This is a genomic window from Streptomyces sp. NPDC093252 (assembly GCF_040683675.1).
GTDB lineage: Bacteria > Actinomycetota > Actinomycetes > Streptomycetales > Streptomycetaceae > Streptomyces.
In genome coordinates, this window is sequence record NZ_JBFBEM010000016.1 from 179,008 (window position 1) to 200,895 (window position 21,888).

Here is a 21,888-nt window from a genome sequence, read left to right on the forward strand (position 1 = left end):
TGCATGACGGCTGTGCTCAGAAAGGGGCCGTCATCATGAGGACCGTCGCGACTCCGTCCGACCGCAGAGCCACCCTCTCCCTCTTCAACCGACTCCGCTCAGCCCAGGGCCAGGAAGACCCCTTCCCCCTGTACGCCGAACTCCGCTCACTGGGCTCCGTCTCCCCCGCACCCTGGGGTGGACTCCTGGTGACCAGCTTCGACTTGTGTGACCGCATACTGCGCAGCCCCGCCTGGCTGGAGCCCGACAAGCGCTGGCGGGAGAAGCAGGGGCCGCGCACCCGCTGGAGCGCGCCGTCGGCGCGTGAGATCAGCAGTACGCTGCCCGCCCTCAACCCGCCGGACCACACCCGGGTCCGGCAGGCGGCCGGCACCTTCGACCGGGGCACGATCCAGGGGCTGGGCCCGATGGTCACCGAGGTGACCGACCGGCTCCTGGACACCCTGGCGGAACGAATACGCGACGGCGGCGAGGCCGACTTCGCCGCCCTCGTGGGGGAGGAACTCCCCGTCGCGACGATCGGGAACTGGCTCGCGCTGCCCGAGGCCGACTGGCCCAGGCTGCGCGAGCTGACCCATGACCAGGTCCATACGCAGGAACTCCTGCCCACGGCCAGTCAACTGGCCCGCTCGGACGCGGCGATGGCCGGGCTACGCGCGTATTTCCTGGACCTGGTGCGCGAACGGCGGGGCCGGCTCGGCGAGGACCCGGTCTCCCGCTGGATCCGCACCTGGGACACCCTGGAACCGGACAACCAACACAAGGCGGACGAAGGGGTCTACTTCCTGGCCCTGTTCATGCTGCTGGCCGCCCTGGAGACCACCGCCACCCTGCTGTCCACCGTGATCCTGCGCCTGGTCGAGGCCCCGGAGCGCTGGGAGCAGCTCGCCGACCGCCCCGACCTCGCCCCGGCCTTCATCGAGGAGAGCCTGCGCTACGACCCTCCCACCCATGTCATCAGCCGGGTCGCCGCCCGTGACCAGACGCTGCACGGCACGGAGGTGGCCCAGGACCAGATGGTCCATCTGATGGTGGGCGCCGCGCACCGGGACGCCGAACGGCACCCGGACCCCGAGCGGTTCGACATCCACCGCAAGCCCGCGCATCTCGCCTTCAGCGCCGGGATCCACTACTGCCTCGGGGCACCGCTCGCCCGCCTGGAGGCCGAGACCCTGCTCCGCCGACTGGTCACCCGCCTGCCCCGCCTGACCCTGGTGCGCCGCCCCACGATGGCATCGCGCCGGGTGGTGTTCAGGCGGCTGATGAACCTGGATGTTGCCCTGGCATGAACCCAACACCAACACTCTCCGCTCCCCCGGTGGGCGTCACCCAGGACGGCTCCGTCCTCCACCTCCACCTCAACCCCGCCGCCACCCCCGACGACTCCCTCGACACCACCGCGATCGACGCCCTGACCTCCGTCCTCGACACCCTCCACGACCGCCCCGACATCCGGATCCTGGTCCTGTCCTCCCGGGGCACGGACTTCTGCCTGGGCGCCGACCGCCACGAGTACCGCGACGCCCTCACCGCCGACCCCTCCGGGGCGACGCTGCGCCGGGTCGCCGACAAGGCGCACCGGTTGTGCCAGGCCCTGGAGAACACCCACGCGGTGACCATCGCCCGGCTGCACGGCAAGGTGGTCGGCGCGGGCCTCGCCCTCGCCTCCTACTGCGACCTCCGCGCCGGGGCCGACACCACCCGCTTCCGGATGCCGGAGGTCGGCATCGGCCTGCCGCCTGCCTGGGGCGGTGCGATGGGCCGGCTGATCTCGGAGATGGGCGCCGCCCGGATCCGGGAACTGATGCTCACCAGCGAACCGTTCGACGCCACCACGGCCCACCACCTGGGCCTGCTCCACAAAGTGGCCCCCCTCCCCTCCCTGGACGACACGATCGCCGCCTGGACCCGCCCCCTGCTCCGCCGCTCCCCCGAAGCACTCGTGCTGACCAAACGCATGCTGACGGGGTACGCACGGGCGGACCGGACGGCCGATCCCGCACTGCTGGACGCGCATTTGCTGACGTCGATGCTGACCGCCGGGCCGGGGGTGACCTGACCGGGCACAACGTCGCGGGGGAACGATGAGACAACGCTTGAGAGAAGTACCGCTGTACAGATGGGGAAGAGCGTCGCCGGGCATATCGCCCCGCGACGCTTTTTCCTTGGGGGGGTCGGGTTCGGGGCGAGAGAGGGGACGAGGGAGATGAAGGGGACGAGGGGGACGAGGGGGACGAGGGGGACGAGGGAACAGACGGGGAACGGGGGGAACCAGCCCGGAAATCGTCTGGCGGTGGCCGGGCGGCGCGATGTTAGCTTGGTGCCTTTCGACCGAGCGTGATCACTTTTCGACCCGACCGAGGGAGCGAGTGCTCATGACCAGGCCATGGGAAGCCGATCCGGCCACCGCGTTCAAGCGACGACTGGGGAAATCGCCGCAGGACCTGGGGGTCACCACCGACAACTCCGACTGCCCCGACATCTGGGAGCTGGAGAACGGGGACATCGCCGTCGTGGGCCGGGATCTCACCGCCTCCCTGGGCGACAGACTGCCGCCCGGGGTCTCCGTCGGGGCGGACGAACGGCTGGTCGTCATCCCGAGGAGCATGCTGATCGCGGCGAAGCCGGACATCCCGACGGTCTGACGGACCGTTCGCGCCGAGTACGGATGGCGGGGTGGGTCAGGCGGTCCGCTTGCGCGGTGCGGCCTTCTTCGCCGGGGTCTGTTTCTCGGTGGCCTGTTTCGCCGTGGACTTCTTGGTGGTCGATTTGGCGGTCGATTTCGTCGCCTTCGTCGTCTTCTTCGCCGTCCCCGCCGTCCCCGCCGTCCCCGCCGCCCCCGCCGTCTTTGCGGTCTTCGCGGTCTTCTTCGTCGCCGTCGGCTTCTTCGTGCCGGAGTCCTTGGGGGTGGGCTTGCGGCGGGGCAGGGGGTGGACCTCGGCCTCCTCTCCCCGGGACTGCTTCGCCGCGCGGACGCTGCTCTCCAGGGCCGCCATCAGGTCGAGGACCTTGCCGCCGGGGGCGGGCTCGGGGAGGGACGGTGGGGCCTCGCCGGACGCCTTCGCGGCGATGACCTCCTCGACGGCCTCGCGGTACTCGTCGTGGAGGTCGGCCAGGTCGACCTCGCCGAGGGTGTCCATCAGGGCGTCCGCGAGGTCCAGTTCCTGGTCGCGGACGGTGACGGAGGCATCGGGGGCCACGCCTTCCGGGGCGCGGACCTCGTCCGGCCAGAGCAGGCCGTGCATGGCGATGACGTCGTCGATCACCCGGAGCATGCCGAGCCGCTCCCGGCCGCGCAGGGCGAATTTGGCGATGGCGACCTTGTTGCTGCGTTTGAGGGCCTCGCGCAGCAGGGTGTACGGCTTCGCCGCCGGGGTGCCGCTCGCGGCGAGGTAGTAGGCGGAGCCCATCTGGAGGGGGTCGATGCGGTCGGCGGGGACGAAGGCCACGATCTCGATCGTCCTGGCGGTGGGGATGGGGAGCTGGGCGAGGTCCTCGTCCGTGATCGGGATGACGGTGCCGTCCGCGTCCTCGTAGCCCTTGCCGATCTCGGCCTGGCTGACCTCGCGGTCCTCCAGTTCGCAGAACTTGCGGTAGCGGATCCGGCCGCCGTCCTCGGTGTGGATCTGGCGGAAGGAGATCGAGTGGCTCTCGGTCGCGTTCACCAGCTTGATCGGAATGCTGACCAGGCCGAAGGAGATCGCTCCGTTCCATATGGATCGCACGGTCAGTACCCTTCCCGGCCGGAGGATTGTCGCGTTGTGGGTGATTTGTGTGATTCTCATGGTATGACGCCGATCACCGAGGTGGCCGGGCGGCGGCTCTCGCTCAGCAATCTGGAGAAGGTGCTGTACCCGGCCACCGGGTTCACCAAGGGCGAGCTGCTGCACTACTACGCCACCGTCGCCGATGCCCTGCTGCCGCATCTGCGCGACCGGCCGGTGTCCTTCCTGCGCTATCCGGACGGGCCGGACGGCCAGGTCTTCTTCACCAAGAACGTTCCGCCGGGTACGCCCGAATGGGTCGCCACGGCCGAGGTGCCCCGGTCCGAGGGGCCCGCGCGGATGGTGCTGGTGCAGGATCTGCCGTCCCTGATGTGGGCCGCCAATCTCGTCACCGAGTTCCATACGCCGCAGTGGGTGATCGGGACGCCCGGGGTCGCCGACCGGCTGGTGTTCGACCTCGATCCGGGCGCGCCGGCGAGTGTGGTGGAGTGCTGCGAGGTCGCGCTCTGGCTGCGCGAGCGGCTCGCGGCGGACGGGATCGAGGCGTACGCCAAGACCTCCGGGGCGAAGGGGCTGCATCTGGTGGCGGCCGTCAGGGGGGATTCCGGGGAGGTCTCCGCCTATGCGAAGGCGGTCGCCGTCGAGGCCGAACGGGCGCTCCCGAGGCTGGTGGTGCACCGGATGACCCGGAGCCTGCGGCCGGGGAAGGTCTTCGTCGACTGGAGCCAGAACGCCGCCCGCAAGACCACCGCCACGCCCTACACCCTGCGGGCACGGGCCTCGGAGACCGTGTCCACGCCGGTGCGGTGGGAGGAGGTGGAGGGGTGTGAGAGGGCGGAGGGGCTGGTGTTCCGGGCGGGGGATGTGGTGCGGCGGGTGGCGGCGTACGGGGATTTGATGGCGGGGGTGGTGGGGGTGGAGGGGGGAGGGGAGGGGGGCGGGGTGGTTGTGCCCTGAGGGGGCGCGTCGTGCCGTGTGTGCACGCCAGGGTCCGGGGTCGTGCCCGATCCCGGGGTCGTGTCCCGCCCGGACGGGTCATACCCTCGCCCACGTCCTCCGGTCTCTCGCCATCGCGTGCAGGGCCTCCACGTCCGCCGGTTTCAGGGTGCCGCCCTGGCGGGCCAGGTGGTCCAGGTCCAGGTCGGTGAGGACGCGGACGCCCCTCGGGGGCGCGGTGACGGTCAGCCGCGCCGGGTCCACCACCACCAGCACCGCCCGCACCTCCGCCGTCAGGGCGTGGGAGGCGCGGGACGCGTCCGCGCGGACCCGGTGGAGGAGGGGGACGGGGTCCCGGCGGCCCCGGGTGATCAGGGGGTCCGCGATCCGGACGCGCTGTCTGCGGGCGGGCAGGGTGTGCACGGCGAACAGGCCCGCCGGGCCGATCGTCAGATGGTGCAGGCGGTCGCCGCCGGGGAGCGGGACGGAGTGCAGGGTGTACCAGCCCGCCGCCTCCAGCCGGTCCAGGCAATCGCCGACCGTCCGCTCCGCCTCCAGGGCGGCGCGGCGCGGGTCGGCGCGCAGCCGCCGGGCGGGCGGGACCGGGTCGCGGTCCAGGGCGATGAGCAGGGCCTCGCCGGGGCGGTTGGGGGCGAGGTCGTCGTCGGGGTGGAGGGCGAGCCGGGCCAGTTCGGCGGGGTTCGGCACCGGGGGCGGGCCCACGGTGATCCGGCCGGTGAGGTACGGGGCCAGTGCGGAGAGGACCGCCTCCGACTCGTCCTCGCTCAACAGATTGACCCGGGCCGACTCACGGTCGTACCAGGCCACCTTCCGGCCGTCCGGGAGGCAGACATACAGCCGTTCCTGCCCGTGGTGCGCCGCCGGTATGACACGCAGTCGTCTCATGTGCCGTCACCCCCCGACCATGGGACCAGGCGGGGTGCTGCACGGGCAAGAACCCGGCTACTTTGGAGAGGAGCGGGGACGACTTGGCGGGGAGGCTCCGGTGCGCAGCGGCGGGCGGGACACCGACGTACCCACACCCGAGACCCCGTGGAGCGAGATCGTGCCGGGGCTGTGGATGGGCGGGCACGAGTTCCGGGGGCGTACGGGGCATATCGGGGCCGCGGTGGTGCGCGGTGAGTTCGATCTCGTCCAGACGCTGCTGCGGCTGCCGGGGCACGGGCCCGATCCCGGGGTGGAGCACCAGGTGTGGCCCATCCCGGACGGGCCGCTGGACGGCACCCAGCTCGCCGGGGTCATCCGGATGGCGCGGGCCACCGCCGACGCGCTGGAGGCGGGCCGCACGGTGCTGGTGCGCTGCTTCCACGGTTACAACCGTTCGGGGCTGGTCGTCGCCCAGGCCCTGACCCATCAGGGGCACTCCCCCGACCGGGCCATCCGGCTGATCCGGGCCCGGCGCTCACCCTGGGCGCTGCACAACGATCTGTTCGTGGAGTACATGCGGACGGGGCTGACGACGGTACGGCTCCTGGAGGAGCTGGCCGAGTAGGCGGAGGAGGTAGAGGGGGCCGAGGAGGTAGAGGGGGCCGAGTAGGCGAATAGGGTGTACCGGGCAACTGTTCATCGATCCGTCCCATTCGATCCGTTCCGTTCGGCCCGTCCCGTTCGATCACCCCCACCCCCCGCACACCCACCCCCCACCCGCCCAGGAGTGCCGTGTCCCTCCGTCGTGCCCCCGGACTTCTCGCCGCCGCCCTGCTGCTGCTCGCCGGGGCGACCGCCTGCGGTGACGCGGGGGAGCTGCGGGCCGCCGGGACCGCGCCGACCGCCGCCAGCCCGGAGCGGCTCTGGCCCGAGCTGGCCCCGGCCACCTCCCCGGCGTTCCCCCTGGAGGAGGCGGAGCGGGAGGTCGTCCGGGGTGTGACGGCACCCGGCGACGATCTGCGCGAGGTCGACCCCGCCGCCCTGGTGGACGCGGAGATCGCCGCGCACCCCGACGACTACACCGCCCCGCGGGCGCCGTACCGGCAGACCGCCGAGCGGATGGACGCGTGCGGGCGGGACGAGGACGGCGGTGACGCGGGCCGGTGTCCGGTGCTCAGCGCCTACTACCGGGATCTCACCGGCGACGGCCACGCGGAGCTGACGCTCGGATTCCGGTTGCTGCCGGGCGGGCTGACCGCCGTACGGATCTACACCGTCGAGGACCACCGGGTGGTCCAGGTGATGTCCTGGGACGACGCCTTCAGCTCGGCGGAGCTGGCCGAGCGGGCGCTGATCATGCGGCTGCCGTCGGACGTGCCCGGCTACGACTACCGGCTCCAGTGGACCTGGGACGCGCAGGAGCGGACGATGCTGCTCACCCATGACGAGATGGTCCGCACCGGGGTCAGTCCCACGCCTTCGTCGTCCGCGAGCCCGCGGTGATCCGGCTGCCGCGGTGGGCCGGCACGCTCGGGGCGAAGGCGGCGCTGTTCATCACGGTGATGTGCTGTGCGCTGGCCGCGCTGCTGGGGATCCTGGTGCATGTCTCGGTGACCCATCAGACCGTCGGCCAGGCCCGTGAGCTGGCGCTGGCCCGGCTCGCCGACTCGACCCGCACCTACGAGGCCGGCGGCACCCCGCTGCCCGGCGCGGCCATCGACCCGGAGGGACTGCCGGACCCGCTGCGCGCGCTGGCCGCGTCCGGGAAGCGCGGCACGATGGTCGCCGACCTCCGCGGCCACCCCACGATGTGGGCGGCGGGCCCGGCGGAGGGCGGGCGGGCGCTGGCCGTCCGCGTCGACTACGCCCAGCAGGCCCGCACCATCGACGCCCTCGACCAGGCGATCGTCTGGTCCTCGGCGCTGGCGATCGGGGCGACGCTGCTGGTCGGGGCGTTCGCGGTGACCCGGGTGACCCGGCGGCTGCACACCACCGCGCGGGTGGCCCGGCGGATCAGCGCGGGCGATCTGGACGCCCGGGTGAACGACCCGCGCACCCAGGACCCGTCCCGGCCCCGGGACGAGGTGGCGACGGTGGCCGCCGCCCTGGACTCCATGGCGGGCTCGCTCCAGAGCAAGCTCCAGAGCGAGCAGCGGTTCACCGCGGACGTCGCCCACGAACTGCGCACCCCGCTCACCGGGCTGCACGCGGCGGCCGAGCTGCTGCCGCCGGGGCGGCCGACGGAGCTGGTGCGCGACCGGGTGCGGGCGCTGCGCACCCTGACCGAGGATCTGCTGGAGATCTCCCGGCTGGACACCGGGCGCGAGCGGCTCGATCTCACGACGGAGGAGCTGGGCGCGCTGGCCGGGCGGGTGGCACGGGCGGCGGGCGGCGGCACCGAGATCGCGGTGGTGCGGGACACGGTGGTGCGGACGGACCGGCGGCGGCTGGAGCGGGTGCTCGGCAATCTCGTCGCCAACGCCCACCGGCACGCGCGTCCGCCCGTGGTGCTGACGGTGGACGGTCCGGTGGTGACCGTACGGGACCACGGGGACGGGTATCCGGACTACCTGGTCGCGCACGGGCCGCAGCGGTTCCGGACCGAGGGCGGGGCCACCGGGCACGGGCTCGGGCTGACCATCGCGCTCGGCCAGTCCGAGGTGCTGGGGGCGAAGCTGGAGTTCGCCAACGCGGCGGACGGCGGGGCGGTGGCCCGGCTGACGCTGCCGCAGACTCTGGCGTGAGGTGCCCGCAGGGGTGAGGGGGGGCCGGGCGTCGCTCCGATGGGGGTATGTGACGGGCGGTGCAGCGGGGGTGAACCTAGCGTGGCCGTAGGTGGCTGTCCGCCACGTCACCCCAGTTCACGGAGGTCCTCATGTCCCTGCGCCCCCGCTCCCCGCTCACCCGTCTCGCCATAGCCACCGCCGCCGGTGCGCTGCTCGCCGGAACGGTGGCCGCGGTACCGGCCGTCGCGGATGAGTACGACGACGGCGGTGGCAGCGGCAGCAGCCACAGCCGGTACGAGGACGGCCAGGGGGACAGCCGGTACGACGAAGGGCGCGAGCACGAGTCGCGCGGGCACTACCGGGGGCGGGTCACCGCCGACCGGCTGCTGCTGCGCAGCGCGCCCAACCGGGGCAGCCGGGTGATCCGCTCGGTGCACCGGGGGGAGATCGTGTCCATCTACTGCAAGACGTCCGGGCAGCGGATCGACGGGAATCCGCTGTGGTATCTGCTGACGGACGGGACATGGGCCTGGGGGTCGGCCCGGTACATCTCCAACATCGGGGCTGCGCCTCGGTGGTGTTAGCCCTGCCGGGCGGGGGTGGGGGCGGTTGGGTTTTGGCTCATCCGCCGTCGTGGTTGGTCGCGCAGTTCCCCGCGCCCCTAAAAAGCAGGGCGTTGCCCTACTGTGCGTCAGAGATGGACGGTTCGTACCTTTTCGGTAGATTCTCGGCATGAGTAAGGCGGTCGGGGGTTCTGTGGGGACGGTCGGGGTCGAGCTGGCGCTGATCGTGCTCGCGGTGCTGCTGTCGGTGTTCGGGTACTGCGCGGTCGGCCTCGCCCGGACCGGGTCCGTGCCACCCGGCGCCGCGGGCTACGGTGCCGGGCTGGGCGCGCTCGCGCTGCTGGCGCACCTCGCCGTCCGGCGGCGGGCACCGTACGCGGATCCGCTGCCGCTGCCGATCGGGGTGCTGCTCAACGGGCTGGGGCTGGTCCTCATCTACCGGCTCGACCTCGACACCCCGGGCGACCGGGCCGCGCCCGCCCAGTTGGTGTGGTCCACGCTCGGGGTGGGGCTGTTCATCGTCGTCGTGGTGGCGCTGCGCGATCACCGGGTGCTCCAGCGGTACGCGTACGTCTGTGTCGCCGCCGCGCTCGGGCTGCTGATCCTGCCGATCCTGTTCCCCGCCGTGAACGGGGCCCGGATCTGGATCCGGATCGCCGGGTTCTCCATCCAGCCCGGCGAGTTCGCCAAGGTGCTGCTGGCCGTGTTCTTCGCGGCCTATCTCGCCGCCAACCGGGCCGCGCTGGCCCATGCCGGACGGCAGATCTGGCGGTTCCGGCGGCTGCAACTGCCGACCGGGCGGGTGCTCGGGCCGGTGCTGGCGATCTGGCTGCTGAGCGTCGGCGTGCTGGTGCTGGAGCGGGACCTCGGGACCTCGCTGCTGTTCTTCGGGCTCTTCGTCGTCATGCTGTACGCCGCCACCGGACGGATCGGCTGGATCGCCGTCGGGCTGACGCTGGCCGCGTTCGGGGCGGTCGCGGTCGGGCGGATGGAGCCGCATGTGGCCGCCCGGATCCAGGACTGGCTGCATCCGTTCGCGTCGATCGAGGCCGGGCAGGGGCCGAACCAGCTCGCCCAGTCGCTGTTCGCGTTCGCGGCCGGCGGGCTGCTCGGCGCCGGGCTCGGACTCGGCCACTCCCCGCTCATCGGCTTCGCCGTGAAGTCGGACTTCGTGCTCGCCACCGCCGGTGAGGAACTGGGGCTCGTCGGTCTCTCCGCCGTCTTTCTGCTGTACGCGCTGCTGGTGGAGCGGGGCTTCCGGGCCGGGCTCGCGCTGCACGACCCGTTCGGGCGGCTGCTGGCGGTGGGGCTGGCGTCGCTGATCGCGCTCCAGGTGTTCGTGATCGCGGGCGGGGTGACCGGGCTGATCCCGCTCACCGGCATGGCGATGCCGTTCCTGGCGCAGGGCGGTTCGTCGGTGGTCGCCAACTGGGCGGTGGTGGCCCTGCTGATCCGGCTCAGCGACTCGGCCCGCAGACCGTATGAGGAAGGGGACGGGGACTCCGGTGTCCTGCTGCCCGAGCGGGAGCCCGTCCGATGACCCGGCACGTACGGCACGCGGCCGTCTTCTGCGGCCTGCTGCTGCTCGCCCTGCTGGTCAACGCCGCCCGCGTCCAGGTCGTCGAGTCCCGCTCCTACGACGGCAACCCGGCCAACCGGCGCGGGGTCATCGCCCGTTACGGCCAGCCGCGCGGTGACATCCTGGTCGGCGGCAGGCCCGTCACCGGCTCGGCGGACACCCGCGAGCAGCTCCGCTACGAGCGGACGTACACCCACGGCCCGCTCTACGCCCCCGTCACCGGCTTCGCCTCCCAGGAGTACGGCACCACCCTGCTGGAGCACGCCGAGGACGGGGTGCTCTCCGGCACCGATCCGATGCTCACCCCGTTCCCGCTCTGGAACGACCTCGCGCGCAGCCGCGCCGCGGGCGGGGACGTCGTCACCACCCTCGACCCGGCCGCGCAACGGGCCGCGTACGAGGGGCTGGGTGCCCGCAAGGGCGCGGTCGCGGCGGTGGAACCGGCCACCGGGCGGATCCTGGCGCTGGTGTCGACGCCGTCGTACGACCCGGCCGTGCTGTCCGGGAACGGGCCGGAGGTCACCCGGGCGTGGGAGCGGCTGAACGGGGACCGGGAGAAGCCGATGCTCAACCGGGCGGTACGGCAGACGTATCCGCCGGGGTCGACGTTCAAGGTGGTGACCGCGGCGGCGGCGCTGGACGCCGGGGCGATCACGGACCTGGACGCACCGACCGACTCCCCCGCCCCCTACACCCTCCCCGGCACCACCACGACCCTCACCAACGAGTCCGAGGGCTGCGCGGACGCCTCGCTGCGGGAGGCGTTCGAGTGGTCCTGCAACACGGTGTTCGCCAAGCTCGGCGCGGACACCGGGGTGACGGCCATGACAGCGACGGCGGAGGCGTTCGGCTTCAACGACCCGGGAGTGCGGATCCCCTTCTCGGTGGCCCCCTCCACCTTCGACACCACCGTCGACCGGGCGCAGCTCGCGCTGTCCTCCATCGGGCAGTACAACACCCGCGCCACCCCCCTCCAGATGGCGATGGTCTCGGCGGCGGTCGCGAACAACGGGCAACTCCGCACCCCCTACCTGGTGGAGCGCACGACGACCGGCGACGGCGGGCTCCTCGGCACGGGCGGCACGGGCGGGGCGGGCGTCCGGCCGTCCCGGCAGGCGATGCGCCCGCTGACCGCGCTGCGGATGCGGGAGCTGATGCGGGACGTGGTGGAGGAGGGCACCGGTTCCAACGCGGCGATCCGGGGCGCGGTCGTCGGCGGCAAGACCGGCACCGCGCAGCACGGCGTGGACAACACCGGCACGCCCTACGCCTGGTTCGTCTCCTGGGCCCAGGGCAAGGGCGACTACGAACCGACGGTGGCGGTGGCGGTGGTGGTCGAGGACGCGGCCGGTGAGCGGGGCCGGGTCAGCGGCAACGGGGTGGCGGCGCCGATCGCCCGGGGGGTGATGGAGGCGGTGCTGGGCGACCAGCACCGGGGGCGGGGCGCGGGGAAGCCCGGGTGACGGGAGGGGTGGGGTACGCGGAGGCCCAGGTGACGAGAGGGGACGGGTCGCCGGGAGGCCCAGGTGATGAGAGGCCCAGGTCGTGAGACGGGGGTGTACTCGCCCACTCGCCCGACCTACCGTTCGGTACATGACTGACTCCCCCGCACCCGACACCACCGGCTCCCCCGCACCCGCCCCCCTCCAGGCCCCCCTCCAGCTCGCCCAGGTCAACATCGCGCGTCTCAAGGCCCCGCTGGACTCCCCGCAGCTCAAGGACTTCGTCGACGCCCTCGACCCGGTGAACGCGGACGCGGAGGCCGCGGACGGTTTCGTCTGGCGCCTGAAGGACGACAGCGGCGACGCCACCGACGTACCCGTCTTCGGCGACGACTGGCTGATCGTCAACCTGACCGTCTGGCGGGACACCGACGCCCTGACCGCGTACATGTACCAGGGACGGCACCGGGAGATGCTGGCCCGGCGCAGGGAGTGGTTCGAGAAGCTTCAGGAGGCGGCCACCGCGCTGTGGTGGGTGCCGGCCGGGCACCGGCCGACGGTGGCCGAGGCGGAGTCCCGGCTGCTGCATCTGCGTACCAACGGCCCCACGCCGTACGCCTTCACCCTGCGCACCTCGTACCCGCCGCAGGGGGCGGAGCCGGTGCCGTTCGCGGTGCCGGAGGAGCTGGGCTGCTGAGGCCGGGCGAGTCCCCGGGGGCCGGGGTGCCCGGTTCCCGGGGAACCCGGGCCCCTTGTGTCGCGTCCTCCTCCCGGGTGCCACGGGCCGGGCGCCAGGGCGGAGGGAGCTGAGCGGTGGGTATCGGGGACTTCATCAGCGACATCACCCCGGACGTCGTCGAGGACGCGGTCGAGGACGGTGTCGAGTGGGCCGGCAACCGCGTGGAGGACGCGGGGAACTGGACCGCCGACCGGCTCCGGGACGCCGGCTGGGAGTCCGGCGCCGACTGGGTGCGCGAGCAGTCCCGCTCCCTGGCCAACCGGATGGGCGCCGAGGTCGACGAGCTGGACCTGGGGCAGACCGAGGACAAGACCCGGCTGATCCACGGCAGCACCGGCAGGATCACCTCCGTCGCCGATCAGCTCAGCGCGTTCCGGGCCGCCTTCGACAGCGCCGGGGACGGGCTGCGGGGCCTCGACTCCTCCCGGCTCACGGGCGAGGCCGCCGACGCGCTGCGCACCGCCCTGCGCACCCAGCCGCCCCGGTGGTGGAAGGCGGCGGACGCCTGCTCCGAGGCCGTCGGCGCGCTCGACTCCTTCGCGGGCACGGTCACCTGGGCGCAGGGGCAGGCGCAGACGGCCATCGACACCTGGAAGGAGGGGGTCAGGGCGTCCGAGGCGGCGGCCGACGCCCACCGCCGCAAGGTCGACGCCTTCAACAGCGCCGTCGACCGCTACAACGCGCAGCCCGCCGACCGCCGCGACCCGGCCTGTCTCCCGCCGCGCCCCGCCGACACCTTCGACGACCCCGGCCGGCGCCTGATGCAGCAGGCGCAGGACCTCCTCGCCGAGGCCCGCCGCCAGCGCAACGCCGCCGCCGAGACCGCGCGGGAGGCCCTCCGCGCCGCCCGTGACCTGGCCCCCGAGAAACCGTCCTACGCGCAGCAGGCGCTCGACGGGCTCGGCGAAATGCGCATCATGGGCGACCACTTCGGCGCGGGCATCCTCAAGGGCGCCGCCGGCATCGTGAACTTCGTCCGCGCCGTCAACCCGCTCGACCCGTACAACCTCACCCACCCCGCCGAGTACGCCACCAGCCTCAACAGCCTCGCCGCGGGGCTGCTGGTGGCCGTCAACGATCCCATCGGCACCGGCGGCCAGATGCTGAACACCTTCATGAAGGACCCCGCGGAGGGCGTCGGGCGGCTGATTCCCGATGTGGCCCTGACCCTCGCCACCGGGGGCGGCGGGGCGGCCGTGCGCGGGGTGCGCATCGCCGAGGAGGCGGCGGACGCGGCCCGGCTGCGGCGGCTGCTGGACGAGAGTCCCGAGGGTGCCGCCGACCGCCCGGACCACCGCCGCACCAGCGACGGTTCCGACCCCGTGGACCTGGCCACCGGCCGGATGTATCTGCCGCAGACCGATGTGGACATCCCGGGCATCCTGCCGCTGGTCTTCACCCGCCGCACCGAGTCCGGCCTCGCCACCGGCCGTTTCCTCGGCCCGGCCTGGTCGTCCACGGTGGACGAGCGGCTGACGGTCGACGCGGTCGGCGTCCTGCACAGCACGGCGGACGGGCTGCTGCTGCCGTACCCGCACCCCGCGCCCGGCGCCCCCACCCGCTCCTGGTCACCCGGCACCCGTCCCCTCCTCGCCCGTGACGCCGACGGCCAGTACACCCTCACCGACCCGGACACCGGCCTGGTCCGGCACTTCACCGCCCCGGCCGGGGCCGAACCCGGCGGCGACGGCACCGCCTGGCTCACCGCCCTCACCGCGCGCGGCGGCCACAGCGTCACCCTCGACCGCGCCGAGGACGGGCTGCCGCTCGCACTCGTCCACTCGGCGGGCCACGCCATCCGCCTCACCACCGCCGGGGGCCGGGTGACCGCCCTCACCGCGACCGCCCCCGACGGCACCGAACAGCCCCTGATCGCCTACGGCTACGGCAACGGGGACGGCGACGCCTCCGGGGACGGGGACAGGGACGCTTCCGGGGACGGGAACGGGGACGGGGACAGGGACGGCGACCTCGTCACCGTCACCCGCCCCTCCGGCGCCACCACCCTCTTCCGCTACGACCACCACCACCGCGTCACCTCCTGGACCGACTCCAACGGCCACCGCTACGACTACGCCTACGACGACCGGGACCGGGTCGTCGCCGAGGGCGGCGAGGCCGGGCATGTGGCGATCACCCTCGACTACACCGAGCCCGACCCGGAGACCGGCCACCGCACCACCGTCCTGACCACCGCCGACGGACGCGCCACCCGCCATCTCGTCGGCCCCGGCTGCCACATCCTCGCCACCACCGACGCCCTCGGCCGCACCACCCGCTTCCGCCACGACCGGGCCGGGCGGCTGCTCGCACGCACCGACCCCCTGGGCGCCACCACCGCCTTCACCCACGACGACGAGGGCAGGCTCCTCACCGCGACCCGCCCCGACGGCACCCGGCTGACGGTGACGCGCGGCCCGTTCGGGCTGCCGACGCGGATCGTCGGCCCGGACGGCGCCGCCACCGCCTACACCTACGACGAGCGGGGCAACCGTACGGCCGTCACCGATCCGCTCGGCCACACCACCCGCACCACCCACGACGACGGCGGCAGGCTCACCTCGGTCACCGACGCCCTCGGGCTCGTCACCCGGGTGGAGTGCGACGCGGCCGGACGGACGGTGGCGGTCACCGACCCGTCCGGCGCGGTCACCCGCACCGAGCGGGACCCGCTCGGCCGCCCGGTCCGGGTCACCGACCCCACCGGCGCGGTCACCCAACTCGCCTGGGACCCGGACGGCAACCTCGCCCGCCGCACCGCCCCCGGCGGCGCGAGCGAGTCATGGACGTACGACGGCGAGGGCAACTGCCTGACCCACACCGACCCGGCGGGCGGGGTGACCCGTCACACCTACACCCACTTCGACCTCCCGCTGACCACCACCCGCCCGGACGGCGGCCGGTACGCCTTCGAGCACGACCAGGATCTGCGGCTCACCCGGGTCACCGATCCACGCGGCCTGACCTGGAGCTACGCCTACGACGCGGTGGGCGGGACCGTCGCCGAGACCGACTTCGACGGCCGTACCCTCACCTACCGGCTCGACGCCGCCGGCCGACTGCTGGAGCGCACCGACGCCCTCGGCGGGACGGTCGCCTTCACCCGGGACCGGCTGGGCCAGGTCACCGCCAAGACGGTCGACGGCGACCGGGTCACCCGCTACGCCCACGACCCGGCCGGCCGCCTCCTGGAGGCCGTGGGGCCCGAGAGCGAGCTGCGCTACCAGTACGACCGCCGGGGCCTGGTCAAGACCGAGCTGGTCGACGGCCGGGCGATCTCCTACGCCTACGACGCCCTCGGCCGCCGCGTCCGCCGCACCACCCCGACCGGCCATGTCACCACCTACGCCTACGACAGCGACGGTCACCGCTCCCGGCTCACCAGCGGCGGCCGGACCATCGACTTCACCCATGACGCCACCGGCCGCGAACTCACCCGCGTCCTCGGCGACTCGCTCACCCTGACCTCCATCTGGGACGCGGCCGGCCGCCTCGCCGCCCGGCAGCTACGGGCCGACGGAGCCCGGGAGATCACCGGCCGCGCCTACACCTACCGCGCGGACGGCCATCTGCGCTCCGTCACCGACCAGGTCTCCGGCGCCACCCGCACCTTCGACCTCGACCCGCTCGGCCGGGTCACCGCCGTGCACGCCCCCCACTGGAGCGAGCGCTACGCCTACGACGACACCGGCCGCCCCACCGACGCCGACTGGCCCGACCGGCACCCGGACGGCGCGGCGAGAGGCCCGCGCACCTACCGCGGCACCGCCGTCACCCGCGCCGGGGACCTCCGCCTCGCGTACGACGCCCTCGGCCGTGTCACCCTCCGCCGGCGAACCCGCCTCTCCCGCAGACCCGACTCCTGGCACTACACCTGGGACAGCGAGAACCGCCTCACCTCGGTCACCACCCCGGACGGCACCCGCTGGCGCTACCGCTACGACCCGCTCGGCCGACGCACCGCCAAGCAGCGCCTCGCCGACGACGGTTCCGTGGCCGACGAGACGCTGTTCACCTGGGACGGCCTCACCCTCTGCGAGGAGACCGCGCGGCGGCCCGGCACCCCGCACACCGTCGCCCTCACCTGGGACCACCGCGATGTCGTCCCCCTCGCCCAGACCGAGCGCCTGCTCAGCGCGGACGGCCGCCAGGAGGAGATCGACCGCCGCTTCTTCGCCATCGCCACCGACCTGGTCGGCACCCCCACCGAACTCGTCGACGAGTCCGGCGACATCGCCTGGCGCACCCGCACCACCCTGTGGGGCACCACCGCCTGGAGCCGGGACAGCAGCACCTACACCCCGCTGCGCTTCCCCGGCCAGTACTACGACCCCGAGACCGGCCTGCACCACAACGGGTTCCGCTACTACGACCCCGCGACCGGCCGCTACACCTCCCCCGACCCGCTGGGCCTGGCCCCCGCGCCCGACCCGCTCGGCTATGTGCCCAACCCGCTCGCCGGATCCGACCCCCTGGGCCTGATGCCCAAGTACACCAAGGAGGAGCGGGCCCTTCAGCGCAGCACCAAGGCGGCGGACGGGGTCATCGACCGGGCGCAGGACGGCACCTTCCGCAAGCACCCCGACTACCACGGCGACACCCGGCACGGCTTCAGCGACGAACGCGTCCTGGAGATCCTCCGCACCCCGGACGCCGTCTACCAGTCCACGGGCACCTCCGGAAACCTGGTCTTCCGGCAGGGCGAGGACATCGTGGTGACGCACGGCCCCGGCTCCCAGGCCGGTCAGGCCATCACGGCGTACGGGCCGTCCGGCTTCCGCGGCGACTCCGGCGCCGCCGCCCTCGGCGGGAAACCGACCGACCCGGGCGGGCCGGTCACCCACGAGGACATCGTGAACGGCAGAATCCCGAGCAGGGACGGGTTCATTCCGCCTGCGGTACAGATCAAATAGCCCCCGGCCCACCGACCCACCGATCAGCCGATGGATCAAGCAACCCCCGGCCCCACCGACCCCACCGACCCCACCGATCAACCTGATCAACCTGATCGACCGATCGACCAATGGATGGATCGAGGCAACCTGACCGCCATGAGAGTGACGCTCGCCCCCGGCCACCAGGCCACCCTGACCGACCGCCCCCTCCCCCTCACCCCGCGTTTCACCGGCACGGAACTGGTCGTCGCGCCCTACGACGGTCCCGGGGAGCGGGAGCGGTTCCTCGCGGGCACCTTCGGGAGTCAGGACGTGCTCTGGGACACCCCGGACGTACTGCGCTTCCGGCGGGGGGACCGCGGGCTGGCCGGGGCCGCGTTCGCGGTGCCGGAGGAGTCCGAGGGGGGCTGGGATCCGGCCGGGGCGGCGGCGGCCGTGCCGGGCGGGCTGCGGGCGGACGACGAGCGGGACTTCCGGCTGGAACCGGCGACGCTGCTGTGCCGTGCTCCGGGGGACGCGGTGCTGGCCGGGGTGCGCGACCGGGAGGTCCTGGCCGGGCCGCTCGACGCCCGGGTGGGGATCGCCCCCGGGGTGGCGCTGCTCGTCCGGGGCGGTGCGTTCGCGGGGTGGACCCTCACCGACCCGGCCCGCTGGCTGGCCGACGATCCGGCCCCGCCGGCCCCGGCCACCCGCGCGCTGCTCACCGAGTGCCTGGACCTGACCACCGCGCCCCTGCTGTACGCGGTGGAGGACCGGGAGCCCGCCGCCCTGGCCCAACTGCGCGGTGCCCACGAGACACTGCGCGCGAGGTCGGAGGACCGGCGGCGGGCGGAGACACTGCTCGCCCTGATCGCCACGCTGATGGAGGACTTCGGGGGGTGAGGCGAGGCCGGGTGAGGGGTTCGGTACTCCCCCGGTGAGGGTCTTGGTACCCCCCGGGTGAGGGTCTTGGTACTCCGGGGCGTCAGCCGATCGGCCGGCGCATCTCCTCGCGGATCTTGAGGGCGGAGGCCGCAGCCGCCTCCAGGTCCACGTCCTCGGGGGCCGTGGCGATGAGTTCGGGGGTCACCTCGGCGACCGTGGCGCCGGTGTTGCCGTCCATCCAGCCGCAGGTGGGGATGGACATCTCGGTGCCCATCGAGGTCTGGGTGAGGACCTCGCAGGTGATCGTGATGCCGGAGTCGCCCGGGGTGAAGTCCTGGGGCGGTACGGCGACCTCCATGCCGTCGGCCGCGGCGGCGCCGTCCATCATGTTGTCGCGGTTCGCGTCGACGCTCAGGAAGCGCCCGTACATCCCGGAGACGATCAGGGTGCCGGCGGCCTCGTCGCCGCCGAGGCTGTAGGTGGCGACGACGGCGGTGGCGTCCTTGGCATCCCAGGCGCCCTCGGCCTCGTCCTCGATGGCCCGGCCCTGGGTGTCGGACATGTCCTCGGACAGTTCGTAGGTGTCGTCCAGGAGGGTCTGCGGCAGGGTGAGTTGGTACTCGGCCTCGGGGAAGGCGTCCTCGACCACCTCGTTGCCGATCAGCGCGAGCCCGGCCACGACGACCACGACCAGCGCCACGACCCCGCCGACGATCCCGAGGATCAGCGCGGTCCGCTTCTTCCTGGGCGGCGGGGCGGGCGGGCCCATCGGGGGAGCGCCCCAGGGCTGCTGCGGTTGGCCGTAGCCGCCTTGCGGGGGCGGGGGTGGGGTCGGCTGGCCGTAGGGCTGGTCCCCGTAGGCCGGGGGCTGCGGGTAGGCGCCGGGGGGCTGGGGCGGGGGCTGGCCGTAGGCGTGGCCCGGCGACGGGGGCTGGCCGTACGGATTGTCGGACGGCGGCTGCTGGCCGTACGGATCACCAACTGGGGGCTGCTGGCCGTAGGGGCTGCCGGGCGGCGGGGGCTGACCGTAGGGATTGTCAGGTGTCGGCTGCTGGCCGTAAGGGTTCTGCGGTGGTATGGACACAGCGGAAAGGTACTGCACGGATACGGGGGCCAGCGGCGGTCGGGAGCGGAGGGGGGCGCTCCGCGGGTACCGGCACCCGTACGGGCACCGGCACCGGTCAGGCGGCGTCGGCCTCCCCGGCCCCGATGACCTCGTCCCCCTCCCCGACCTCCCCCCGCTCCACGGCCTCCCCCACCTCAATGGCCTCCGCGACCTCCCCCACCCGCTCCCGCTCCTCCGCCGCGAACCGTTCCTCGTCCAGTTGTTCGGCGATCTCCTCGTCCTGGCGCATCAGGGCGTCGAGGTCGGCGTCGCCCAGCTCCAGGACGCCCATGTCGACGTACGCCTGCTGGAGGCGGGGGCCCCACAGGCCGATGTCCTTGACGCAGGGGACGATCCGGCTGAAGAGCAGGGTGCGGAACAGGGCGAGATACTCGGAGCGTTCGCTGAGGGCCTGGGCGTCGGCGCGCGGGATGCCGAAGTTCTCCAGCACCTCGACCCCGCTCAGCCGGTCCCGCATCAGATAGCACCCCTCGATCACGAACTCCTCGCGCTCGCGCAGTTCGGCGTCGGTGAGCTGGCGGTAGTAGTCGCGCAGGGCCATCCGGCCGAAGGCCACATGGCGGGCCTCGTCCTGCATGACATAGGCGAGGATCTGTTTCGGGAGGGGCTGGTTGGTGGTGTCGCGGATCATGCCGAACGCGGCGAGGGCGAGGCCCTCGATGAGCACCTGCATCCCGAGGTAGGGCATGTCCCAGCGCCGGTCGCGCAGGGTGTCGCCGAGGAGGGCCTGGAGATGGGGGTTGACGGGGTAGAGGAGCCCGACCTTCTCGTGCAGGAAGCGGCCGTAGATCTCGGCGTGCCGGGCCTCGTCCATGGCCTGGGTCGCGGAGTAGAACTTGGCGTCGAGATCGGGCACGGACTCCACGATGCGCGACGCGCACACCATCGCCCCCTGCTCACCGTGGAGGAACTGGCTGAGCTGCCAGGAGGCGTAGTGCCGCCGCAGTTCGCCGCGCTCACGCTCGCTCATTTTCGTCCAGTACGGGGATCCGTACGCGGCGATGGCCTCGTCCGGGGTGCCGAGGGGATCGTAGGGGTCGACCTCGGCGGTCCAGTCGATCCGCCGGTTGCCGTCCCACTGTTTGTCCTTGCCCTTCTGGTAGAGGGCGAGGAGGCGTTCGCGGCCGGCGTCGTACTCCCAGGAGAAGCGGGCGGTGCCGGTGGCGGGGATCTGCCAGTGGGGGTCGTCGGGGGCGGTGGCATACAGGTCGAAGGTCGACATACTCCGCAGATTCACATGGCCGCCGAGGCGGCAACAAGAGCGCCCGGGAACAAGTGAGGCAGGTGACGCGGGTGGTGTGACAACCACCGCGGTCCGGGCTCTTGACGCCCTTGCTGACGCACAGTCTCATAAGAGGTGACCCCGGGTAACACATGTCTGCTGACGACGAGGCGGGACACCGAAGATGACACCCCCCACCGACCCCGATCCCCATGCCCCTGCCCGTGCGGACGCGGACGCCTCCGGCGCGGTCGACGGGCTGCGGGACGCGCTGGGCCTGCTCAAGGACCGCGAGCAGGTGGCGGAACGGCTGCTGGCCTCCGCCGCGAAGCACTCCTTCGACCCGGACACGGAACTCGACTGGGACGCCCCCTTAGAGGACGGGAAGTGGTTCTGGCCCCCGGAGCTGGTGTCCCTGTACGGGACGCCGATGTGGCACCGGATGAGCGAGGAGCAGCGCATCCTGCTCTCCCGGCACGAGGCGGCGGCGCTGGCGTCGCTGGGGATCTGGTTCGAGATCATCCTGATGCAACTGCTGGTGCGGCACATCTACGACAAGGCGGCGACGAGCGCGCATGTGCGGTACGCGCTGACCGAGATCGAGGACGAGTGCCGGCACTCGAAGATGTTCGCCCGGCTGATCGCCCGGGGTGACACCCCCTGGTACCCGGTGAGCCGCACCCACCAGAACCTGGGCCGCCTCTTCAAGACCGTCTCCACCACGCCCGGCTCCTTCACGGCGACCCTGCTGGGCGAGGAGGTCCTGGACTGGATGCAGCGGCTGACCTTCCCCGACGAGCGGGTCCAGCCCCTGGTGCGCGGGGTGACCCGGATCCATGTGGTGGAGGAGGCCCGGCATGTGCGGTACGCGCGGGAGGAGTTGCGGCGCCAGATGGTGACGGCTCCGCGCTGGTCGCAGGAGTTCACCCGGGTCACGTCCGGCGAGTTCGCCCGCGTCTTCTCAGTGGCGTTCGTGAATCCGGAGGTCTACCCGAACGTCGGCCTGGACCGGAGGGAGGCGGTCGCCCAGGTACGGGCCAGCGGCCACCGCCGCGAGGTGATGCAGACGGGGGCACGCCGCTTGACGGAGTTCCTGGACGAGATCGGGGTGCTGCGGGGGGTGGGGCGGAGGCTGTGGCGGGCTTCGGGGTTGGTGGGGTAGGTGGGGACGCCCACAAGGGGC

The 21,888-nt window shown here is 73.0% G+C and carries 18 protein-coding genes; 14 read left to right on the forward strand and 4 right to left on the reverse strand.

Annotated features, from left to right (window positions below; genetic code table 11):
* The first annotated feature begins 35 nt into the window (after nucleotides 1-35).
* The 3 genes from AB0O01_RS30150 to AB0O01_RS30160 all read left to right on the forward strand — a co-directional run bounded on the left by AB0O01_RS30150 (nucleotide 36) and on the right by AB0O01_RS30160 (nucleotide 2,645).
* Entirely contained in the window at nucleotides 36-1,289 is a 1,254-nt protein-coding gene (locus AB0O01_RS30150; protein ID WP_365318247.1) for a cytochrome P450, read from the forward strand.
* Nucleotides 1,286-2,059 (forward strand): enoyl-CoA hydratase/isomerase family protein, encoded by a 774-nt coding sequence (locus tag AB0O01_RS30155; RefSeq protein ID WP_365318248.1) that lies wholly within the window; start codon nucleotides 1,286-1,288, stop codon nucleotides 2,057-2,059. Before AB0O01_RS30150 ends, AB0O01_RS30155 begins: the two co-directional genes overlap by 4 nt.
* A 316-nt stretch (nucleotides 2,060-2,375) precedes the next feature.
* Complete coding sequence (locus AB0O01_RS30160) at nucleotides 2,376-2,645, forward strand: hypothetical protein (protein WP_365318250.1); 270 nt, start codon at nucleotides 2,376-2,378, stop codon at nucleotides 2,643-2,645.
* 36 nt (nucleotides 2,646-2,681) lie between these two features.
* Here AB0O01_RS30160 and AB0O01_RS30165 read toward each other — a convergent pair whose 3' ends face one another.
* On the reverse strand, nucleotides 2,682-3,725 hold the full coding sequence (locus tag AB0O01_RS30165; RefSeq protein ID WP_365318252.1) for a Ku protein: 1,044 nt from the start codon (nucleotides 3,723-3,725) through the stop codon (nucleotides 2,682-2,684).
* Between the two features lie 63 nt (nucleotides 3,726-3,788).
* Here AB0O01_RS30165 and ligD point away from each other — a divergent pair, with 63 nt between their 5' ends.
* Nucleotides 3,789-4,682, forward strand: coding sequence for a non-homologous end-joining DNA ligase (gene ligD / locus AB0O01_RS30170; protein ID WP_365318253.1), 894 nt, complete (start codon nucleotides 3,789-3,791; stop codon nucleotides 4,680-4,682).
* Between the two features lie 78 nt (nucleotides 4,683-4,760).
* On the opposite strand, the gene AB0O01_RS30175 is transcribed toward ligD, so the two are convergent.
* A complete protein-coding gene (locus AB0O01_RS30175; protein ID WP_365318255.1) occupies nucleotides 4,761-5,567 on the reverse strand; it encodes an NERD domain-containing protein in 807 nt (268 codons plus the stop codon).
* A gap of 100 nt (nucleotides 5,568-5,667) precedes the next feature.
* Here AB0O01_RS30175 and AB0O01_RS30180 point away from each other — a divergent pair, with 100 nt between their 5' ends.
* The 9 genes from AB0O01_RS30180 to AB0O01_RS30220 all read left to right on the forward strand — a co-directional run bounded on the left by AB0O01_RS30180 (nucleotide 5,668) and on the right by AB0O01_RS30220 (nucleotide 18,375).
* A complete protein-coding gene (locus AB0O01_RS30180) occupies nucleotides 5,668-6,174 on the forward strand; it encodes a protein phosphatase (RefSeq protein WP_365318257.1) in 507 nt (168 codons plus the stop codon).
* 167 nt (nucleotides 6,175-6,341) lie between these two features.
* Nucleotides 6,342-7,052, forward strand: coding sequence for a hypothetical protein (locus tag AB0O01_RS30185; RefSeq protein ID WP_365318259.1), 711 nt, complete (start codon nucleotides 6,342-6,344; stop codon nucleotides 7,050-7,052).
* Nucleotides 7,053-7,111: 59 nt separating this feature from the next.
* The gene (locus AB0O01_RS30190; protein ID WP_365318391.1) at nucleotides 7,112-8,293 is read left to right on the forward strand and encodes a HAMP domain-containing sensor histidine kinase; all 1,182 of its coding nucleotides are present in this window, start codon (nucleotides 7,112-7,114) and stop codon (nucleotides 8,291-8,293) included.
* Nucleotides 8,294-8,424: 131 nt separating this feature from the next.
* Nucleotides 8,425-8,859: an SH3 domain-containing protein gene (locus tag AB0O01_RS30195; RefSeq protein ID WP_365318261.1), complete on the forward strand. Its 435-nt coding sequence runs from the start codon at nucleotides 8,425-8,427 to the stop codon at nucleotides 8,857-8,859.
* Between the two features lie 148 nt (nucleotides 8,860-9,007).
* Nucleotides 9,008-10,378 (forward strand): FtsW/RodA/SpoVE family cell cycle protein, encoded by a 1,371-nt coding sequence (locus tag AB0O01_RS30200; RefSeq protein WP_365318263.1) that lies wholly within the window; start codon nucleotides 9,008-9,010, stop codon nucleotides 10,376-10,378.
* Nucleotides 10,375-11,880 (forward strand): penicillin-binding transpeptidase domain-containing protein, encoded by a 1,506-nt coding sequence (locus tag AB0O01_RS30205; RefSeq protein WP_365318264.1) that lies wholly within the window; start codon nucleotides 10,375-10,377, stop codon nucleotides 11,878-11,880. The genes AB0O01_RS30200 and AB0O01_RS30205 overlap by 4 nt, the downstream gene beginning before the upstream one ends.
* A gap of 130 nt (nucleotides 11,881-12,010) precedes the next feature.
* Complete coding sequence (locus AB0O01_RS30210) at nucleotides 12,011-12,556, forward strand: DUF3291 domain-containing protein (RefSeq protein WP_365318266.1); 546 nt, start codon at nucleotides 12,011-12,013, stop codon at nucleotides 12,554-12,556.
* A 116-nt stretch (nucleotides 12,557-12,672) separates the two neighbouring features.
* Entirely contained in the window at nucleotides 12,673-17,511 is a 4,839-nt protein-coding gene (locus tag AB0O01_RS30215; RefSeq protein ID WP_365318268.1) for a putative T7SS-secreted protein, read from the forward strand.
* Nucleotides 17,512-17,649: 138 nt separating this feature from the next.
* Nucleotides 17,650-18,375, forward strand: coding sequence for a hypothetical protein (locus tag AB0O01_RS30220; RefSeq protein WP_365318269.1), 726 nt, complete (start codon nucleotides 17,650-17,652; stop codon nucleotides 18,373-18,375).
* A gap of 82 nt (nucleotides 18,376-18,457) precedes the next feature.
* On the opposite strand, the gene AB0O01_RS30225 is transcribed toward AB0O01_RS30220, so the two are convergent.
* Nucleotides 18,458-19,441 (reverse strand): hypothetical protein, encoded by a 984-nt coding sequence (locus AB0O01_RS30225; protein WP_365318271.1) that lies wholly within the window; start codon nucleotides 19,439-19,441, stop codon nucleotides 18,458-18,460.
* A gap of 97 nt (nucleotides 19,442-19,538) precedes the next feature.
* Nucleotides 19,539-20,705 carry a ferritin-like domain-containing protein gene (locus AB0O01_RS30230; RefSeq protein ID WP_365318273.1) on the reverse strand — a complete coding sequence of 389 codons (1,167 nt, stop codon included), beginning with the start codon at nucleotides 20,703-20,705 and terminating at the stop codon, nucleotides 19,539-19,541.
* A gap of 184 nt (nucleotides 20,706-20,889) precedes the next feature.
* On the opposite strand from AB0O01_RS30230, the gene AB0O01_RS30235 reads away from it, so the two are divergent.
* On the forward strand, nucleotides 20,890-21,867 hold the full coding sequence (locus AB0O01_RS30235; protein ID WP_365318274.1) for a diiron oxygenase: 978 nt from the start codon (nucleotides 20,890-20,892) through the stop codon (nucleotides 21,865-21,867).
* The last annotated feature ends 21 nt before the right edge of the window (nucleotides 21,868-21,888 follow it).

Excerpts from the sequence above, each read along its gene's own strand:
- AB0O01_RS30150 (WP_365318247.1), top strand. The coding sequence starts at position 36 with ATGAGGACCGTCGCGACTCCGTCCGACCGCAGAGCCACCCTCTCCCTC.
- AB0O01_RS30155 (WP_365318248.1), top strand. The coding sequence starts at position 1,286 with ATGAACCCAACACCAACACTCTCCGCTCCCCCGGTGGGCGTCACCCAG.
- AB0O01_RS30160 (WP_365318250.1), top strand. The coding sequence starts at position 2,376 with ATGACCAGGCCATGGGAAGCCGATCCGGCCACCGCGTTCAAGCGACGA.
- ligD (WP_365318253.1), top strand. The coding sequence starts at position 3,789 with ATGACGCCGATCACCGAGGTGGCCGGGCGGCGGCTCTCGCTCAGCAAT.
- AB0O01_RS30175 (WP_365318255.1), bottom strand. The coding sequence starts at position 5,567 with ATGAGACGACTGCGTGTCATACCGGCGGCGCACCACGGGCAGGAACGG.
- AB0O01_RS30190 (WP_365318391.1), top strand. The coding sequence starts at position 7,112 with ATGTGCTGTGCGCTGGCCGCGCTGCTGGGGATCCTGGTGCATGTCTCG.
- AB0O01_RS30195 (WP_365318261.1), top strand. The coding sequence starts at position 8,425 with ATGTCCCTGCGCCCCCGCTCCCCGCTCACCCGTCTCGCCATAGCCACC.
- AB0O01_RS30200 (WP_365318263.1), top strand. The coding sequence starts at position 9,008 with ATGAGTAAGGCGGTCGGGGGTTCTGTGGGGACGGTCGGGGTCGAGCTG.
- AB0O01_RS30205 (WP_365318264.1), top strand. The coding sequence starts at position 10,375 with ATGACCCGGCACGTACGGCACGCGGCCGTCTTCTGCGGCCTGCTGCTG.
- AB0O01_RS30210 (WP_365318266.1), top strand. The coding sequence starts at position 12,011 with ATGACTGACTCCCCCGCACCCGACACCACCGGCTCCCCCGCACCCGCC.
- AB0O01_RS30220 (WP_365318269.1), top strand. The coding sequence starts at position 17,650 with ATGAGAGTGACGCTCGCCCCCGGCCACCAGGCCACCCTGACCGACCGC.
- AB0O01_RS30230 (WP_365318273.1), bottom strand. The coding sequence starts at position 20,705 with ATGTCGACCTTCGACCTGTATGCCACCGCCCCCGACGACCCCCACTGG.
- AB0O01_RS30235 (WP_365318274.1), top strand. The coding sequence starts at position 20,890 with ATGACACCCCCCACCGACCCCGATCCCCATGCCCCTGCCCGTGCGGAC.